Below are 16137 nucleotides of genomic sequence, written 5' to 3'. Positions count from 1 at the left end.
CGGGTTACTACGTTTTGACCCTAGGGTCTGGCGGCGTCCGACCTCCAACAGCAACCAGGGATGAGATCCGATCGCAGACGGTGATGGTCGGGTGTAGGCCCACCCGCGAGCGCCGGCCCTAGGGTCAGGGCCGTGGACACCGGACGCACCGTCGAGACCAGCGCCCACTGGGGCACCTTCCTCGTCGACGTCGCAGCCGACGGCGCCTCGGTGGCGGCGCGACCGCACGCGGACGACCCCGACGCCGCTCCCGCGATCGGCAACGCCGCCGCGGCCCACCGCCACCCCAGCCGGGTCGCGCGGCCGAGCGTGCGGCGGGGGTGGCTCGAGGACGGCCCCGGGGCCGACGACCGGCGCGGTGATCCCGACGAGCCCTACGTCGAGGTCGACTGGGACACCGCGCTCGACCTGCTGGCCGCGGAGTACCGACGCGTCCGCTCGACGTACGGCGACGCCGCGGTCTTCGGCGGCTCCTACGGCTGGGGCAGCGCCGGCCGCCTGCACCACGCGCAGAGCCAGCTGCACCGCTTCCTCAACCGCACGGGCGGCTACACCCGGTCGGTCGGCGACTACAGCCGCGGCGCCAGCCTCGTGCTGCTGCCGCACCTCCTGGGCGCCGACGGCACCCTGGCGCTGCGGCGCCGCCCGGTGTCGTGGCAGCACGTCGCCGACCACACCGACCTCGTCGTCACCTTCGGCGGGCTGCGGCGCTCCAACACCTGGGTGGTGCCGGGCGGGCACGCCCGCCACCGCGGCTCGGACCTCGCGCGCGGGGCGGCCGCGACGACGCGCTTCGTGGCGCTCTCGGCCCAGCGCGACGACGCCTGGGACGAGCTCGGTGCCGAGTGGATCGGCGTCATGCCCGGCACCGACGTCACCGTGGCCCTCGCGCTGCTGCACGTGCTCGTCACGGAGGGCCTCGCCGACGAGGAGTTCCTCGCCACGCACTGCGTGGGCGCGGAGGAGGTCGCGGCGTACGTGCGGGGCGAGAGCGACGGCGTGCCGAAGACGCCCGAGTGGGCGGAGGCCATCTCCCGCGCACCGGCCGGTGCGCTGCGCGACCTGGCCCGCCGCATGGCGGCCGGACGCACGCTCGTCAACGTGGTCTACGCCGTGCAGCGCGGCGAGGCGGGCGAGCAGGCGGTGTGGGCCGCGCTGACCCTGGCGGCGTTCCTCGGCCAGGTGGGCCTGCCCGGTGGCGGGTTCGCGCACGGGTTCGGGTCGATGGGCGACTACGGTGTCGGGCTCGACGACGGGCGGCTGCCGGTGCTCGACCAGGGCCGCAACCCGGTCCCCGACCTCATCCCCTGCGCGCGGATCGTCGACCTGCTGACGTCGCCGGGTGGGGAGCTGCCGTTCGACGGGGGCGTGCTGCGCCTGCCCGACGTGCGTCTCGTGCACTGGGCGGGCGGCAACCCGTTCCACCACCACCAGGACCTGCGGCGGCTGCGGTCCGCGTTCCGGGGCGTCGACACGCTCGTCGTCGACGAGACCCACTGGACCGCGACGGCCCGCCACGCCGACGTGGTGCTGCCCGTCGCCAGCTCGCTCGAGCGGGACGACGTCGCCGCCGGCGCAGGCGACACGCGACTGCGGGTCTCGCGGGCGGCGACCGCGCCGTACGGCGAGGCGCGGGAGGAGCTCTGGATCCTCGGCCGGCTGGCGGAGCGCCTCGGTGCCGACCACGACGAGGGCCTCGACGCGCGCGGCTGGCTCGAGCGGATCTACGAGGAGTGGCGCGCCGCGCCCGGTTCACCGCCGGCGCCGGACTTCGCCCGGTTCTGGGCCGACGGCGGCCTCGACCTGCCGGCGTCGCCCTACCCGCCCGAGGACGCCGCGTTCGCGGCGTTCCGGGCCGACCCGGTCGGGGCGCCCCTGGGCACCCCCAGCGGGCGGATTGAGCTCGTCTCGTCGACCATCGGCGGCTTCGGGTTGCCCGACGTGGGCCGGCACGCGCGGTGGCGACCGCCGACCGCGTGGTGGGGCGCGACGGACGCCGCGACGTACCCGCTGCACCTGCTCTGCAACCAGCCCACCCACCGCCTGCACAGCCAGCACGACATGGGCGCGGCGAGCGCGTCGACGAAGGTGGCGGGACGGGAGCCGGTGCGGCTGCACCCCGCCGACGCGGCGGCGCGCGGGATCGCCGCGGGCGACGTCGTGCGGGTGCGGAGCGCGCAGGGGTCGCTGCTGGCGGGCGCGGTGCTCAGCGACGCGCTCATGGTCGGGGTCGCGCAGATGCACACGGGCGCGTGGTTCGACCCGAGCGCGCCGGAGGTGGCGGACTGCGTCCACGGCAACGTCAACGTGCTGACCCGCGACGTGCCGACCTCGACGCTGACGCAGGCGACGAGCGGGGCGCACGTGCTGGTGGAGGTCGAGCGCCACGACGGCCCCGTGCCCCCCGTCCGCGCCTTCGAGCCGCCGGTGTTCGTGGGGCGCTGAGGGCGCGTCGAGTTGGGTTGTATGGCGCGGCGTGCGCGTCGAGTTGGGTTGTATGGCGCGGCGTGCGCGTCGAGTTGGGTCGTACGGCGCGGTGCACCTGCCGTACGACCCAACTCGACGTTTCTGCCGCGGCGTTCGACCCAACTCGACGCGGATCAGACCCCCAGCACCCGGCGGCCGGCAGCCAGGAGGGCGGTGTCCTCCTGGGGTGGGTGGACGCGCACGCAGAGCACGTCGCGCAGGTGCCGCTCGAGGGAGCCGTGCCGCGACAGCGCGGGGTTGCCGAGGGCCGCGACGGCCGTCTGCACCGCCGCCACCACGGACCGCGCGATCGCGACCTTGATGCCCGAGAGCTCGGGCACGATCGACGTGTCGCCGGCCTCGAGCCGGAGCAGCGCGCCGTGCAGCAGCGTCTCCGCCTGCACCACGAGCACGTCGACCTCGCCGGCGACCGCCTGGATCCGCTCGGTCGTCGCGATGGGGCGGCCCAGCGCCGCGGGCACGCGGGTGCTGGCGAAGTCCACGAAGGCCGCGCGGGCGGCGCGCGCCACCCCGACGTACAGCGCCGCGTGGCCCAGGCTGCCCGGTCCCGACGCCGCGGCCGGGTCGCGGTAGACGCCGTCGGCGCCGCGCGGGATCTCGACGAAGGACGCGGCGGGCACGCGCACCCGGTCGTAGACGACGTCGTGCGTGTTCGACGCCCGCAGCCCGAGGTGGTCCCACGTCTCGATCCACGTGATGCCCTCCGCGTCGGCCGGCACCAGCACGTGCCCGACGCGCGGCCGCTCGGGGTCGCCGTCCGGCTCGTCGGCCACCGCCCACACGACGTGGTAGGCCAGGGCCGTGCCGCCGGTCGCGTAGGCCTTGTGGCCCGACAGCTCCCACCCGTCGTCGGTGCGCCGCGCCGTCGTCGTCGGCAGGCCGCCACGCGCGGGCGCACCGAGCTCCGGCTCCGCGCGGATCGCGTTGACCGGGGCCGGCCCGTCGAGCGAGCGGCGCAGGAGGTCGTCGTACGCCTCCGCCGGCCAGTGCGGCCGCTCCGCCTGGGCGGCGTGCGCGTTGAGGGTGTTGGCGACGATGAGCGCCACCGAGGCGTCCCCCTGGCCGACGGCCGTGAGGATCCGTGCGGCGTCGCGCGGCCCGAGCCCCGGGCCGCCGTGGGCGGTCCCGACGGTGGCCGTCAGCAGGCCGGCACGGTGCACGGCCTCGAGCCCGGGGAGCGGTACGGCGCCGCTGCGGTCGTGCTCCGCGGCGTACGTCGCGACCTCGGCCGTCACCGCCGCGAGGGCCGCGGGGGAGAGGTCCGGGACGGGCAGCGTGCGGACCGGTTCGGTGGTCGCGGTCACGCGCGCCCCGCCGTCGCGAGCTGGCGGTACTCGTCGGTGTAGCCGCCGAGGTGCTCGGCCTGTAGGGTGCCGCGGCGGCCGGTGGCCGTGCGGTGCGCCAGCTCCTCGCGCACCAGGGGCAGCACGTGCTTGCCGTAGTCGACGGCGTCGTTGAGCGTGTCGTAGCCGCGGATGCTGACGAGGTCCGCGCCGCGGTCCACGTAGTCGAGGATCGCCGCCGCCACGGTCTCCGGCGAGCCGACCAGCGCGGTCGAGGCGCCGGCCGCGTTGGTGGCGGCCGCCGTCTTCGTCCACAGCGCCCGGTCGTAGAGCTCGGAGGCGTTCGCGAACGTCAGCGCCCGCTGCGAGCCGACGTTCTGCGGGTCGCCCTTCTGGTGCAGCTGCTTGCCGAAGACGCCGCGCTCGAACGTCGCGGCGATCCGTGCGACGTAGTCGTGCGCCTTCTCCCACGCGAGCGCGTCGGTAGCCGCCACGATCGGGCGGAAGGTCACCCAGATCCGGGGGAGCGTGGTGCGCCCGGCGGCCCGCGCGATGGCGTGCACGCGCTCGATCTCGCCGCGCAGGTCGTCGAGGGGGCTCGCCCCAGAAGCTGAACACGTCCGCCTTCTCGCCGCCGACGGCGAACGCCTCGTCGGACTGGCCGCCGATCGAGATCGGGATCGGGGAGTCGTACGGCGCGAACCCGGGCCCGAAGCCGTCGAAGTCGTAGAACTCGCCGTGGTGGTCGAACGGCGCCGGCTCGGTCCACGCGCGGCGCAGCAGGTCGATGTACTCGCTCGTGCGGGCGTAGCGGCGCTCCTTCGGCAGGTAGTCGCCCTGCCGGGCCTGCTCCGCGTCGCTGCCGCCGGAGATGAGGTGGACGACGGCGCGGCCCTCGGTGAGCTGGTCGAGCGTCGCCAGCTTCTGGGCGGCGACGAGCGGGAACGTCGTGTTCGGCCGCAGCGCGACGATCGGCTTGATCCGCTCCGTCAGCTGGCCGACGGCCGAGGCGACGACGAACGAGTCCGCGGTGCCCGAGCCGTAGGGCAGCAGCGTGTAGTCGTAGCCGCCGTCCTCCAGCGCCTTCACGTAGCGGCGGAAGTAGGGCAGGTCGATGCCGCGGGACGGGACGGGCTCGAGCTCGGTGGACGGGTTGAGGTGCGAGAGGCTGATGAACTCGACCTCGCGCGCCGCGGTCTCGGGGATGGTGGGGTCGAACTCGGGGGTGCTCACCGTGGGCTCCTCGCGTCGGTACGTCGGGTGCGCGGCACGTGGCGCGCCGGCGGCTCGACGCTAGGCGCGGACACGGTGCGGGGTCCAAGAGCAATGGGGGATGGGGATCGATCGGCGGTGCCTATGCGTCGGGCGGGTTCCTCCGTTCGGGTGCGGCGAGGCCCTCGAGATCACTAGGGTCGGAACCTCGGCGAACGTCTCGCCGACGCTCACCCAGGGGGAACGCATGATCACCACCACCCGCCGTCGCGTGCTCGCCACCGCCGCGTGGACCGCCCCTGCCGTCGCCGTGGTCTCGGCCGCGCCGGCGTTCGCGGTGAGCACGGCGAACGGCACGCTGACGATCAACCGGGGCGCGAGCCGGTTCGGAGCGCCTCCGAACGAGTACGGCGATGCGGGGGCTCGGTCGGTGCTCTTCAACGGGTTCTCGATCACGCCCAGCAAGACGAGCCCGGCGCTCCTCACCCTGACGGTGACGAACAGCCAGAACGCGATCGCCTCCTACGACTACGTCCCGGCGGCGCCGAGCGGCTGGTCGCGGACCTCCGGGCCCGACGCCAACCCGGTCACCTACGTCTCCTCCGGCGCCCTCACCGCCGGCACCGCCGTCCCGTTCGGTCCCACGGGCTCCGAGGGTTACTACTTCGACGACAACGTCGTGCGCGGCGTCTACACGATCACGGCCAGCGCGCCCGGGTTCGACTCGCAGGCCGTGTCGTTCGGCCCCCCGTGAGCGGCCGAACCGCCTGACGGTTCTCCGCGCCGTACCCGGGACGTCATGCGTTCCGTAGCCCCCGGGCCGCGGTTCGCATGACGTCCGCGGGGGCCTGACCCTCGGTGCGCGCGGGGCGGCCCAGCCGGGGCTCGGAAATGGGACGTCGGGGCGGCGCCGACCGCCTCCGGCCCGCCCCAGCCGCACATTTCCGGGCTCGGTCCGGTCCGGGCCCGTCGCCCTCGCGCGCCGGCCCCGCGCCGTACCCCGGACGTCATGCGCTCCGGTGCCCCTGGCCCGCGGTTCGCATGACGTCCGCGGAGTGGAGCGCCCGTCAGCTGGCCTTCTTCGCCGCCGTCTTCCGGGAGGTGGTCTTCTTCGCGGGAGTCTTCTTGGCCGCCGTCTTCTTCGCGGCGGTCTTCTTCGTGGACGTCGTCTTCTTCGCCGTCGAGGCCTTCTTCGTCGCCGCCCGCTTCCTGGGCGCCGGCTTCTCCTCCGCCGCCTCGTCGCCGTCGTCCGCCGCCTCGTCGCCGTCGTCCGCCGACGAGTCGGACTCGTCCACGTCCTCGCCCCGCGACTTCTTCGCGGCCTGGACGGAGCGCTGCAGTGCGGCGAGCAGGTCGACGACCTCGCCGGAGCCCTTCGTGGTGGTCTCGGTGCGCTGCACCTCGCCGCCCTCGATCTTCGCCTTGACGACCGCCTCGACGGCCTCCGCGTAGTCGTCGGAGAAGTCGCTGGCGTCGAAGTCGCCGGCGAGGGTCTCGACCAGCATCTGCGCCATCTTGACCTCGGAGTCCTTGATCTCGCCGAGGTCGTCGACGTCGACGGAGAAGTCCGGGGTGCGCACCTCGTCGGGCCACATCATCGTCTGGAGCACGATCACGTCGCCGTTGTCGGTCTCGCGCACGCGCAGCACGGCGATGCTGGTGCGGTTGCGGATCGCGACGGTCACCACGGCCATCCGGTCGGCGTCGCGCAGCGCCTGGCGCAGCAGCGCGTAGGGCTTCGCCCCGGTCTTCTCGGGCTCCAGGTAGTAGCTCTTCTCGAAGAGCAGCGGGTCGATCTGGTCGCTCGGCACGAACTTCTCGACGGCGATCTCGCGCGACGAGGCCGAGGGCAGGGACGACAGGTCCTCGTCGTCGAGGACGACCATCTCGCCGTCCTCGGTCTCGTAGCCCTTGGCGATGTCGGCGTAGGGCACCTCCTCGCCGTCGAGCGAGCAGACGCGCTGGTAGCGGATCCGCCCCCCGTCCTTCGCGTGCACCTGGCGGAAGGACACGTCGTGGGACTCGGTCGCGGCGTACAGCTTCACGGGCACGCTGACCAGCCCGAAGGAGACCGCGCCCTTCCAGATCGCCCGCATCGCTGCTCCTTCTCGTCGTCGCCGTGCCGCTGCAGGAACCGGTTCCCCCGGTACCCCGCGCGGCGGTGCCCGAACCAGTCTGGCGGAACGACCCGCACGCCGCCACGAACTCATCGGTGCCCGTCGAGCACAGGAGCCCGGCAGGATGGGCCCGTGCCCGCTCCGCTGCGCCCCATGCTCGCGACCCGTGGCGACGTCGTGCCCGCGGGCGACGCCTGGCTGCACGAGGTGAAGTGGGACGGGATGCGGGTGCTGGTCCACCTCGACGGCACCGGCGGCCTGCGGCTCGAGAGCCGCAACGGCAACGTGGTGACGGCCGCCTACCCCGAGCTGCACGGCCTGGTCGACGCGGTCGCCGGCCGGTCGGCGGTGCTGGACGGCGAGGTGGTGGCGTTCGACGAGGCGGGCCGGCCCAGCTTCGCCGTGCTCGCCGAGCGGATCCACGAGCGCCGGGCGGCCCGGGTCGCGGCCCACGTCGCGGCGCGCCCCGTCACCTTCGTGGCCTTCGACCTCCTCGCGCTGGACGGCCGCGACCTCACCGTGCGGCCGCTCGAGCGGCGCCAGCGCCGCCTCACGAGCGTCCTCGAGTTCGACGGCGCGGCACCGTGGACGCAGTCGACGACGTACGACGACGGCCCGACCCTCCTCGCCGAGACCGAGCGCCTCGGGCTCGAGGGCATCGTCAGCAAGCGCCGCGACGCGCCGTACCGACCGGGGGTGCGGAGCCGGGACTGGCTGAAGTTCCCGCACCGGCGCCGGGAGTCGTACGTCGTCGGCGGGTGGCGTCCCGAGACGGGGACGCGGGACCGGCTCGGTGCCCTGCTGGTGGGCACGCCGACGCCCGACGGGCTGCTCTACCGGGGGCGCGTCGGCTCCGGCATCGGCGGACGGGCCGGGCGCGACCTGCGCGCGCTCCTCGACCCGCTGGCGCGCCCCACCAGCCCGTTCGACGACGAGGTCCCGCGCGAGGACGCCCTCGGGACGACGTGGCTCGAACCGACGGTCGTCGTCGACGTCGAGGCGCTCGGCACCATCGGTTCACCCGGAGGGAGCGGTGCGCGGCTGCGGCAGCCGACGTACCGTGGCGTCCGATCCGATCTCGGTGCGGAGGACCTGTGACGACCCATCCCCACGACGCGTCCCGGCGAGCCGTGCTCGCCTCGGTGGGCGCGCTGACGCTGACCGGGCTCCTGCGACCGGTGCCCGCCACGGCGGCCGGCACCGTGCGGCTCGACAACATGCCGGTCGCGCTCCGCGCCGGCACCACCCAGGTGGTGACCTGCAACCGCACGAGCGGGTACAAGGCGCGCGTCGCCTTCTGGCGGCTCGTCGACGGGCGGTGGCGCAGCGAGTTCAGCACGACGGACGGGCGCATCGGGTACGGCGGCCTGGTCTCGCCCGGTTCACGCCGTCAGGGCAGCGGCACGACGCCGATGGGCACCTACGGCATCCCCTTCACCTTCGGTCGCTGGAACCACTCGACCGCGTGGCGGATGCCCTACCTGAAGATGGCCCGGGGCGACTACTGGGTGCTCGACAACGACTCGCGCTACTACAACCGGTTCCGCAAGCTCTCCTCGGGCGGGTTCCGCACGGCCGGCTCGGAGCACCTCGTCGACTTCGGGGACCAGTACGAGATGTCCGCCGTCCTCGACTTCAACTACGCCTCCCCGGTGCGGCACCGCGGGGGCGCGATCTTCCTCCACGTCAACGGACGGGGCGCCACGGCCGGCTGCGTCAGCGTGCCGCGGGTCATGATGGGCGCCGTCATGCGGGAGCTGCAGCCCGCCGCCGTGCCGGTCGTCACCATCGGCGACGGCTGATCGGGCAGACTCACCGACGTGCCGGCACAGGGCGAGGGGACCGAGGTCAGGGTCGAGGTCGACGGCCGCGTGCTGCGCCTGACCAACCTGGAGAAGGTGCTCTACCCGGCGACGGGGACCACCAAGGGCGAGGTGCTCGACTACTACGCCCGCATCGCCCCCGTGCTGCTGCCGCAGCTGCGCGACCGCGCCGTGACGCGGGTGCGCTGGCCCCACGGCACCGGCCGGCCCAGCTTCTTCGAGAAGAACGCGCCCACCGGCACGCCGCCGTGGGTGCGCACCGCCGAGGTCTCGACGACGGGGTCCCGGCGGGCGCGGTCGACCGGGGAGGCCGCGCAGGAGGGCACCCTCGTCTTCCCCGTGATCGACGACCTCGCCACCCTCACGTGGGTCGTGAACCTGGCGGCCCTGGAGCTGCACGTGCACCAGTGGCGGGTGGGCCGCACCGGTCGCTCCCGCCGGCCCGACCGGATCGTCATCGACCTCGACCCGGGCGAGCCGGCCGGCCTCGGCGAGTGCTGCGAGGTGGCGCTCCTGGTGCGGGGGTTGCTCGAGGACCGGGGGCTCGAGGCGACCCCCGTGCTGAGCGGCAGCAAGGGCCTCCACCTGTACGCCGCGCTCGACGCCCTCCCGCGGGGTGAGGCGCCCGCGGACAGCACCGAGTCCACCGACCTGGCCCGCGCGGTCGCCGAGCAGCTCCAGCGGGACCACCCCGGCCTGGTCACGGCGTCGATGACCAAGCAGCGGCGCGGCGGCAAGGTCTTCCTGGACTGGTCGCAGAACGCCGGGTCCAAGACCACGGTCGCGCCGTACTCCCTCCGCGGTCGCGACCGGCCCTACGCCGCCGCGCCCCTCACCTGGGACGAGGTCGTGGCCGGAGCGGAGGACCCCCTCGACATCGACCAGCTCACCTTCACCGAGGTGCTCGAGCGGGTCGAGGCCCAGGGGGACCTCTTCGCTGCGGGGCTGATCCGTCAGCCGATGAGCTCCTTCAGCTGCGCGATCGTGGCGGTCGGGTCGGCCGTGGCGGGGGTGACGTTGATGTCGGTGACGCCCGCCGCCTCGAACGCGGCCAGCCGCTCCTTCACGTACGACGCCGGACCGACGAGGTTGGCGGCCTCGAGCCACTCGGTCGGGACGAGGGCCTCGGCCTCCTTCTTCTTGCCGGACAGGTAGAGGTCCTGGATCTTCTCCGCCTCCTCCTCGTAGCCGTAGGCCCGCGCGACGTCGTTGTAGAAGTTCTTGCCCTTGGCGCCCATGCCGCCGACGTACAGGGCGAAGGTCGGGCGTGCGAGGTCGAGCGCCGCGCGGGTCTCCTCGCCCTCGCCGATCGCGAGGAGGCCGCCGGCCATGACCTGCAGGGAGCCGAGCTCCTCGGGTCGCTTGGCGGCGCCCTTCGCGAGCGACTCGCCCCACACGTCCGCCGCCTTCTCCGGGTGGAAGAGGTGGGGGATCCAGCCGTCGGCGTACTCCGCCGTGTGCTCCACGTTCTTCGGGCCCAGCGCGGCGATCCAGATCGGGATCGAGGAGCGCTCCGGCTTGGTGAGGATCTTCAGCGGCTTGCCGAGCCCCGTCACGGCGCCCTGCTCCTTGGTCAGCGGGAGCTTCACGATGCCGTCGTTCTCGAGCGGCTCGCGGCGCAGGCCGCGGCGCACGATGTCGACGATCTCGCGGGTGCGGCCGAGCGGCTTCTCGTAGGGCACGCCGTGGAAGCCCTCGATGACCTGCGGACCGGAGGCGCCGAGGCCGAGGATCGCGCGGCCGCCCGAGACGTTGTCGAGGCCGGCCGCGGTCTGCAGCAGCGCACCGGGCGTGCGCGAGAAGATGTTGAGGATGCCGGAGCCGATCTTCACGGTCTCCGTCTTGGCGGCCAGGTAGCCCATGAGCGTGGGGGAGTCGAAGCCGTACGCCTCCGGGACCCACACGGAGTCGAGCCCGGCCTTCTCCCAGGCGGCGACCTCGTCGGCCGCGTCGCGGGGGTTGCCGGAGTAGTTCAGCAGGGTCGCGATGCGCAGTGTCATGGCGCCACCATGACAGCACCACTGTCACGGTGACAAGCGTCGCGGCGGCGCCGGCTTGGAACGCGCCCGCGGCGGCGCTCTAAGGTGGGGTCCGTGAGCTCGGACGCGTGGTGCGACCACTGTGACATGTCCCTGATCAGCTGCCCCCACGGTGCGCCCCCGCCGCCCCCGCCGCCGGCCCCCGAGCCGAAGGCGTCGCGGGTGCGCACGTCGCGGGTGGCCGACGCGGGCACCCCGTCGACGGCGGTGCGGTCGAGCGTCCCGCGGGCGAGCGCGACCCGCGTGCCGGGCACCCCCGCCCCGGCCCCCGTGCGTCGGTCGCCGATCACCAAGCCCGGCCGCACGCCCCAGGCGGCCTACCGGCCCTACCTGCTCTCCGTGGTCGCCGCGTCCGACGGCCGCATCGAGCGCGAGCCGGCGCTCGAGGCGCTCGGCCGACGCATGGCCGACGTGCTCCAGCGCGACGACCTGGCCGTCGGGCCCAGCGGCGAGCTGCGCTGGCGCACCGCGGCGCAGAAGGAGCGCCGCGCGATGCTCGACGCCGGGCTGCTGCGCTCGGGCGGGCCGGGCGTCTGGGAGCTGACGCGGGCCGGGTACGACGCGCTCGACGCCTTCCGCGCCGCACTCTCGGCCAGCGAGGCGGAGTCGGGCGACGCGGAGCCGGGCGACGCGGAGCCGGGCGACGTGGAGCCGGGCGACGCGGAGCCGCCGACCGCCTGACACCTGGACGACACCTGGGGGTCAGCCGGGCGTCGTCCGCGGCTGGTGCTCTCGAACGCGTGACGGTCACCCTCGCGACCCGGCCGCGGACCCGCGCCAGCCTCGTCGTCACCCCGGGCGTCACCGCCCACCGCGGCGCGTCCGGCTGGCGGCCCGAGCACACGCTCGAGGCCTACCGCACGGCCATCCGCTGCGGCGTCGACGACATCGAGCTGGACCTCGTCTGCACCGCGGACGGCGTCCTCGTCGCCCGCCACGAGAACGAGCTGTCGGTCACGACCGACGTCGCCACCCGACCGGAGCTGGCCCACCGCCGCACCGAGAGGCTCGTCGACGGGACCCTCGCCACGGGGTGGTTCGCCGAGGACCTCACCGTCGCGGAGATCAAGACGCTGACGGCGCGGGAGCGCTTCCCCCACCTGCGGCCCTCGTCGGCCGCCCACGACGGGCAGGAGGGCGTGCCCACGCTCACCGAGGTGCTCGCCATGGTCGAGGCCGAGTCGGTGCGGCGCGGCCGGGGCGTGGGCATCATGCTCGAGCTCAAGCACGTCGAGCACGCGCGCGACCGGGGTCTCGACTACGAGGGCGCGCTCCTCGACACGCTGCGGCGCCACGACCTCGACCACCCCCGGGCCCGCGTCACCGTCATGTCGTTCGAGGTGGAGGTGCTGCGCCGCCTCGCGCAGCGCACGCGGGTGCAGGTGGTGCAGCTGCTCGACGCCGCCACCCCCTCGCCCCCCGACGTCCACCTCGCGGGCGTGCCCGCGACGTACGCCGCCATGACCACCCCGGAGGGCCTCGCGCGCATCGAGGAGTACGCCGACGGGATCGGCGTCGCCAAGGCCCTCGTGCTGGCACCGGGCCCGGACGGGGAGCTCGGGGCGCCGACCCCGCTCGTGCGCGACGCCCACCGGCGCTGGCTGACCGTGCAGGTCTGGACCCTGCGGGCCGAGAACCGGTTCCTGCCGACCGACCTGCGCTCGTCGTCCGACCCGTCCGACGAGGCGGCGTTCGGCGACCTCGCCGCCGAGGCGGCGGCCTTCCTCGACGCCGGTGTCGACGGCATCACGACCGACCACCCCGAGATCGTGCTCGAGGTGCTGCGCAGCCGGGCCTGAGGGTCGGCCGGCGAGATCAGTCGTCGGTGTCGGCGCCCACGGCGGCGTCGAGCCGCTCGCGGGCGCCGTCGAGCCAGGTCTGGCACGTGCGGGCCAGGAGCTCGGCCCGCTCCCACAGGGCGAGCGACTCCTCGAGGGTCGTGCCACCGCTCTCCAGGCGGCGCACGACGTCGACGAGCTCGTCGCGGGCCTTCTCGTAGGACAGGCTCTCGCTCGTGCCGGTCGTCTCAGGCATCGTCGTCCTCCGCTGGTTCGGTCGGGTGGGTCGGGTCGGCGAGCGGCTCGAGCCGCGTCGTCGTCGCGTGGAGGCGCCCGTCGGCGACCCGCACCGTGACGTCGGCCCCCGGCGTGGTCTGCGCGAGCGACGTGACGACGGCGCCGTCGGCGGTCTGCAGCACGGCGTAGCCCCGCCGGAGGGTGGCCAGCGGCGAGAGCGCCTCGGCCCGGGCGCGGCGGTGCTCGACGTCGTCGCCGGCACGGTCGAGCCGGTGGCGCAGCGTGACGCGGGCCCGGTCGCGGAGGGCCGTGACCTCCTCGCGGCGCACCTCGAGGAGGTGGCGCGGGTCGGCCATCGCCGGGCGCGAGCGGAGCGCGTCGAGCGCCGCCTGCTCCCGCGCGATCCAGTGCGCCAGCACGCGGCGTGCGCGGTCGCGGGCGGCGGCCACCTGCTGCTGCTCCTCGACGACGTCGGGCACCACGCGCTTGGCGGCGTCGGTCGGCGTCGCGGCCCGCCAGTCGGCGACGAGGTCGAGCAGGGGGGAGTCGGGCTCGTGGCCGATCGCGGACACCACCGGGGTGCGCACCGCGTGGACGGCCCGCACGAGCCCCTCGTCGGAGAAGGGCAGCAGGTCCTCCACCGACCCGCCGCCCCGCGCCACGACGATGACGTCGACCGCCGCGTCGCGGTCGAGCCGCTCGACGGCCTCGATGACCTCGCCGGCGCTGCGCGGGCCCTGCATCGCGGCGTACGCCACCTCGAACCGCACCGCCGGCCACCGCCGGCGGGCGACCTCGAGCACGTCGCGCTCCGCCGCGGACCCGGGCGCCGTGACGAGCCCGACGACGCCGGGCAGGAACGGCAGCGGGCGCTTGAGGTCGGGCGCGAAGAGGCCCTCGGCGGCCAGCAGCTGGCGACGCCGCTCGAGCCGCGCCAGCAGCTCGCCCAGCCCGACCATGCGGATCTCGCGCGCGGCCAGCGAGAGCGTGCCGCGGTTGGGGTAGAACGACGGCTTGGCGTGGACCACGACCCCCGCGCCCTCGACGAGCGGCGGGTTGAGGCTGTCGAAGAGCGTGCGCGAGCAGGTGAGCGTCACGGACAGGTCGGCGACGGTGTCGCGCAGCACCATGAACACGGTGCTCATCCCCGGGCGACGGTTGACCTGGGCGATCTGGCCCTCGACCCACACGGCACCGAGCCGGTCGACCCAGCCGGCGATCGCCGTCGCGATCTGCCGCACCGGGGCCGGTTGCTCGAGGGAGGTCTCCAGGGCCACGCGCACGAGGTTAGGGCCTGCCGCCGACGGTTCTGCCCCGCGTGCCCCCCTCGCCTAGACTCGGGCCCCATGAGCACCGACCTGGGTACGCCGCGACTCCTGCCGCGCGACGACGCCGAGCGCGCCGTGCTGCTCGCCGCTCCGCGGGGCTACTGCGCGGGCGTCGACCGGGCCGTGATCACCGTCGAGAAGGCCCTCGACCTCTACGGCGCGCCGGTCTACGTGCGCAAGCAGATCGTGCACAACAAGCACGTGGTGCGCACCCTGGAGGAGCGCGGCGCGATCTTCGTCGAGGAGGTCGCGGAGGTCCCCGAGGGCGCCACCGTGGTGTTCTCGGCCCACGGCGTCTCGCCGATGGTGCACGCCGAGGCCGCGGAGCGCTCGCTCAAGACCATCGACGCGACGTGCCCGCTCGTCACGAAGGTGCACCACGAGGCGCGCCGGTTCGCGGGCGAGGGCTACCGGATCCTGCTCATCGGCCACGCCGGTCACGAGGAGGTCGAGGGCACGGCGGGCGAGGCGCCCGACCACATCACCCTCGTCGAGACCCCCGACGACGTCGCCGACCTCGAGTTCCCCGAGGGCACCAAGCTGTCCTGGCTCTCGCAGACGACGCTCAGCGTCGACGAGACGATGGAGACGGTGCGTCGCCTACGCGAGAAGTTCCCGCAGCTGGAGGACCCGCCGTCCGACGACATCTGCTACGCCACGCAGAACCGCCAGGTCGCGGTCAAGGAGATCGGCCAGGGCGCCGATCTCGTGATCGTGGTCGGCTCGGCCAACTCGTCGAACTCCGTGCGCCTCGTGGAGGTCGCGCTCGAGGCGGGCGCCAAGGCCTCCTACCGCGTGGACGACGCGTCCGAGATCGACGAGGCCTGGCTCGACGGCGTGCAGACGGTGAGCGTCACCTCCGGCGCCTCGGTGCCCGAGGACCTCGTCGAGGGCGTGCTCGGCTTCCTCGCCGAGCGGGGCTACCCCGACGCCCGTGCCGTGAAGACCGCGGAGGAGTCGCTCATCTTCGCGCTGCCGCCCGAGCTGCGACGCGACCTCAAGGCCGCCGGGCGCTCCTGATGGCCCGCTTCCTCGACCTGCACCCGGTCGACCCGCAGCCGCGCCTCGTCGCGCAGGTCGTGGAGGCGCTGCGGGACGACGCCCTCATCGCCTACCCGACCGACTCGGGCTACGCCCTCGGCTGCCGGCTCGGCAACCGCGACGGCAAGGACCGGATCCTCCGGATCCGCCAGCTCGACGACAAGCACCACTTCACGCTCATGTGCGCCGACTTCTCCCAGCTCGGCCACTTCGTGCACGTGTCCAACCACGCGTTCCGGTCGGTGAAGTCGGCGACGCCGGGCCCCTACACGTTCATCCTCCCGGCCACCCGCGAGGTGCCGAAGCAGCTGATGCACCCCAAGAAGAAGACGGTGGGCGTGCGCATCCCGGAGCACCCGGTCGTCGAGGCGCTCCTCGCCGAGCTGGGCGAGCCGCTGCTGACCAGCAGCCTGATCCTGCCGGGCGAGGCCGAGCCCCGCACGATCGGCTGGGAGGTCAAGGAGGACCTCGACCACGACGTCGACATCGTCATCGAGGCGGGGGAGACCCCGGCCGTGCCGACGACGGTCGTCGACTGGTCGGAGGACGTGCCGGAGATCGTGCGGTACGGCGCGGGCGACCCGAGCCGCTTCGAGGCCTGAGCGGCGGAGGGCCTCGGCCGGATCCGGTTCCGGCGCCGCGCCGGTTCGCGAACTGTGCGGTGGGGGTGGGTCCGACCGCCTCCGACCTGTCCCAGGCGCACATTTCCGAGCCCGGGCGAACCCGCGCCGTACCGCCCGAGGCGCGAAATGTGCGGTGGGGGTGGATCCGACCGCGGCGTACGTGACAGCT

13 protein-coding genes and 2 pseudogenes are annotated in these 16137 nt (G+C 74.4%); 9 read left to right on the top strand and 6 right to left on the bottom strand.

Annotated features, from left to right (window positions below; all coding sequences use genetic code 11):
* Nucleotides 1-132 precede the first annotated feature (132 nt).
* Nucleotides 133-2445 (top strand): molybdopterin-dependent oxidoreductase, encoded by a 2313-nt coding sequence (locus QE405_RS11210; RefSeq protein ID WP_307200718.1) that lies wholly within the window; start codon nt 133-135, stop codon nt 2443-2445.
* A gap of 155 nt (nt 2446-2600) precedes the next feature.
* Here QE405_RS11210 and QE405_RS11205 read toward each other — a convergent pair whose 3' ends face one another.
* Both QE405_RS11205 and QE405_RS11200 read right to left on the bottom strand, forming a co-directional pair.
* Nucleotides 2601-3791, bottom strand: a complete 1191-nt coding sequence (locus QE405_RS11205; RefSeq protein WP_307200716.1) for an acyl-CoA dehydrogenase family protein — start codon at nt 3789-3791, stop codon at nt 2601-2603.
* A pseudogene (locus tag QE405_RS11200) lies at nt 3788-4859 on the bottom strand (LLM class flavin-dependent oxidoreductase). Before QE405_RS11200 ends, QE405_RS11205 begins: the two are co-directional and overlap by 4 nt.
* Nucleotides 4860-5229: 370 nt before the next feature.
* On the opposite strand from QE405_RS11200, the gene QE405_RS11195 reads away from it, so the two are divergent.
* Nucleotides 5230-5736, top strand: coding sequence for a hypothetical protein (locus QE405_RS11195; RefSeq protein WP_307200714.1), 507 nt, complete (start codon nt 5230-5232; stop codon nt 5734-5736).
* Nucleotides 5737-6049: 313 nt separating this feature from the next.
* Here the strand turns inward: QE405_RS11195 and ku are convergent, their stop codons facing one another.
* Complete coding sequence (ku, locus tag QE405_RS11190) at nt 6050-7078, bottom strand: non-homologous end joining protein Ku (RefSeq protein WP_307200712.1); 1029 nt, start codon at nt 7076-7078, stop codon at nt 6050-6052.
* A gap of 153 nt (nt 7079-7231) precedes the next feature.
* Between ku and ligD (QE405_RS11185) the strand changes: the two genes are divergently transcribed.
* From ligD (QE405_RS11185) to ligD (QE405_RS11175), 3 genes and pseudogenes are all read left to right on the top strand, one after another.
* Entirely contained in the window at nt 7232-8197 is a 966-nt protein-coding gene (gene ligD, locus QE405_RS11185) for a non-homologous end-joining DNA ligase (RefSeq protein ID WP_307200709.1), read from the top strand.
* Nucleotides 8194-8901 carry a L,D-transpeptidase family protein gene (locus QE405_RS11180; RefSeq protein WP_307200707.1) on the top strand — a complete coding sequence of 236 codons (708 nt, stop codon included), beginning with the start codon at nt 8194-8196 and terminating at the stop codon, nt 8899-8901. Before ligD (QE405_RS11185) ends, QE405_RS11180 begins: the two co-directional genes overlap by 4 nt.
* Before the next feature lie 18 nt (nt 8902-8919).
* Nucleotides 8920-9846 (top strand): annotated as a pseudogene (gene ligD / locus QE405_RS11175) (non-homologous end-joining DNA ligase); the annotation flags it as partial.
* Between the two features lie 29 nt (nt 9847-9875).
* Here the strand turns inward: ligD (QE405_RS11175) and QE405_RS11170 are convergent.
* A complete protein-coding gene (locus QE405_RS11170; RefSeq protein ID WP_307200705.1) occupies nt 9876-10922 on the bottom strand; it encodes an LLM class F420-dependent oxidoreductase in 1047 nt (348 codons plus the stop codon).
* 126 nt (nt 10923-11048) lie between these two features.
* On the opposite strand from QE405_RS11170, the gene QE405_RS11165 reads away from it, so the two are divergent.
* Both QE405_RS11165 and QE405_RS11160 read left to right on the top strand, forming a co-directional pair.
* Complete coding sequence (locus QE405_RS11165; RefSeq protein ID WP_307200703.1) at nt 11049-11642, top strand: hypothetical protein; 594 nt, start codon at nt 11049-11051, stop codon at nt 11640-11642.
* Between the two features lie 59 nt (nt 11643-11701).
* Nucleotides 11702-12760: a glycerophosphodiester phosphodiesterase family protein gene (locus tag QE405_RS11160; RefSeq protein ID WP_307200701.1), complete on the top strand. Its 1059-nt coding sequence runs from the start codon at nt 11702-11704 to the stop codon at nt 12758-12760.
* Nucleotides 12761-12776: 16 nt separating this feature from the next.
* On the opposite strand, the gene QE405_RS11155 is transcribed toward QE405_RS11160, so the two are convergent.
* A complete protein-coding gene (locus tag QE405_RS11155) occupies nt 12777-12995 on the bottom strand; it encodes an exodeoxyribonuclease VII small subunit (RefSeq protein ID WP_307200699.1) in 219 nt (72 codons plus the stop codon).
* Nucleotides 12988-14253: an exodeoxyribonuclease VII large subunit gene (gene xseA / locus QE405_RS11150; RefSeq protein WP_307200698.1), complete on the bottom strand. Its 1266-nt coding sequence runs from the start codon at nt 14251-14253 to the stop codon at nt 12988-12990. The genes QE405_RS11155 and xseA overlap by 8 nt, the downstream gene beginning before the upstream one ends.
* A 69-nt stretch (nt 14254-14322) precedes the next feature.
* On the opposite strand from xseA, the gene QE405_RS11145 reads away from it, so the two are divergent.
* Nucleotides 14323-15324 carry a 4-hydroxy-3-methylbut-2-enyl diphosphate reductase gene (locus QE405_RS11145; RefSeq protein WP_307200696.1) on the top strand — a complete coding sequence of 334 codons (1002 nt, stop codon included), beginning with the start codon at nt 14323-14325 and terminating at the stop codon, nt 15322-15324.
* Nucleotides 15324-15947 carry an L-threonylcarbamoyladenylate synthase gene (locus QE405_RS11140; RefSeq protein ID WP_307200694.1) on the top strand — a complete coding sequence of 208 codons (624 nt, stop codon included), beginning with the start codon at nt 15324-15326 and terminating at the stop codon, nt 15945-15947. The genes QE405_RS11145 and QE405_RS11140 overlap by 1 nt, the downstream gene beginning before the upstream one ends.
* Nucleotides 15948-16137 lie beyond the last annotated feature (190 nt).

It is taken from the genome of Nocardioides zeae (genome assembly GCF_030818655.1).
Classification (GTDB): Bacteria; Actinomycetota; Actinomycetes; order Propionibacteriales; family Nocardioidaceae; genus Nocardioides; species Nocardioides zeae_A.
The sequence above is the reverse complement of the archived record's forward strand: the minus strand, read 5'-3'. Positions and strand labels throughout refer to the sequence as shown.

Coding starts and splice junctions, on each gene's coding strand:
- QE405_RS11195 (WP_307200714.1), top strand. CDS start 5,230: ATGATCACCACCACCCGCCGTCGCGTGCTCGCCACCGCCGCGTGGACC.
- ku (WP_307200712.1), bottom strand. CDS start 7,078: ATGCGGGCGATCTGGAAGGGCGCGGTCTCCTTCGGGCTGGTCAGCGTG.
- QE405_RS11170 (WP_307200705.1), bottom strand. CDS start 10,922: ATGACACTGCGCATCGCGACCCTGCTGAACTACTCCGGCAACCCCCGC.
- QE405_RS11165 (WP_307200703.1), top strand. CDS start 11,049: ATGTCCCTGATCAGCTGCCCCCACGGTGCGCCCCCGCCGCCCCCGCCG.
- QE405_RS11155 (WP_307200699.1), bottom strand. CDS start 12,995: ATGCCTGAGACGACCGGCACGAGCGAGAGCCTGTCCTACGAGAAGGCC.
- QE405_RS11145 (WP_307200696.1), top strand. CDS start 14,323: ATGAGCACCGACCTGGGTACGCCGCGACTCCTGCCGCGCGACGACGCC.
- QE405_RS11140 (WP_307200694.1), top strand. CDS start 15,324: ATGGCCCGCTTCCTCGACCTGCACCCGGTCGACCCGCAGCCGCGCCTC.